The following is a 919-nucleotide window of genomic DNA, read 5'->3' on the forward strand; positions in this document are numbered from 1 at the left end:
TCACTGTTTCAGATCATGACGCTCGAGAGCTGGTCGATGGGGATTGTGCGCCCGGTGATGGAAACCCACCCTCTGGCTTGGGCCTTCTTCGTGCCTTTCATCATGGTCACGACCTTCGCAGTGGTGAACCTTCTGGTGGGCCTCATCGTAAATTCGATGCAGGATGCCCATTCCGAAGAGGAGACCACACGCACCGACGCCTACCGCGACGAGGTTCTCCTGCGGCTCGATGCGATCGAGCGGCGGATCGGAGATCTTCGGAAAGGCAACCAAACGGGCGGCTGACGCGAGGGGCAGAAGCGTGCCTGACCCTCCACGTCTCGCAGATGACCCGAGCGGATATCAGGCTCACTAGCTACATGACTGGGGAGCCTGTCGGCACGCTCGGGCTCATCGCGCCTGGCGGCCTCACTCCTGGCTTTCACACGAGTAGCCGCAACAGTGTCTTCGTTGTGTTAACGGCTCATTTACTCTCAAATTGTTAGCCTGCCCACTCGTGCAGTTGATAGGAGAATGCAATGAAAGACCCGACCCAACCTGACACGGCGGAAGCCGTTTTACTCGACTATGTCGAGCGATATGGCTTAACGGACAGGGCACGAAGATACTTCCTCAACCTTGGCCAAGAGGAAGCATCCGATGGATCACGCGCCGAAGCTCGACACCCAAAAGACGATCAAAGCTCTTCCTGAAAGAGCGCATCCTTATTGGAACATTCTCGAGTATTGCCGTCACATTGGGCTCGAGAAGAAACCAGCTAAGCCCCTTCACTGGCTCTGTTGCACAAATCCCGTGAAGGGATTCATGTTGTGAATCCAGCGTGGTAGCTGGCTGTCATGAGCAGACCGACGCCCCCGACCTACAAGACCAGGAACTGGCCATCCTACAATGAAGCGCTCAAGCGCCGTGGCTCACTGAC

2 protein-coding genes are annotated in these 919 nt (G+C 56.6%); both read left to right on the forward strand.

Features of this window, described 5'->3' with window-relative positions; all coding sequences use genetic code 11:
• Positions 1-285 (forward strand): ion transporter (locus F8R15_RS20865; protein ID WP_172976283.1); only part of this gene is annotated, 285 nt, incomplete at its 5' end.
• A gap of 233 nt (positions 286-518) precedes the next feature.
• Positions 519-692: a hypothetical protein gene (locus F8R15_RS21605; protein WP_172976284.1), complete on the forward strand. Its 174-nt coding sequence runs from the start codon at positions 519-521 to the stop codon at positions 690-692.
• The last annotated feature ends 227 nt before the right edge of the window (positions 693-919 follow it).

Source organism: Thioclava sp. JE_KL1 (assembly GCF_009296265.1).
Taxonomy (GTDB): domain Bacteria; phylum Pseudomonadota; class Alphaproteobacteria; order Rhodobacterales; family Rhodobacteraceae; genus Thioclava.

Coding starts and splice junctions, on each gene's coding strand:
- F8R15_RS21605 (WP_172976284.1), top strand. CDS start 519: ATGAAAGACCCGACCCAACCTGACACGGCGGAAGCCGTTTTACTCGAC.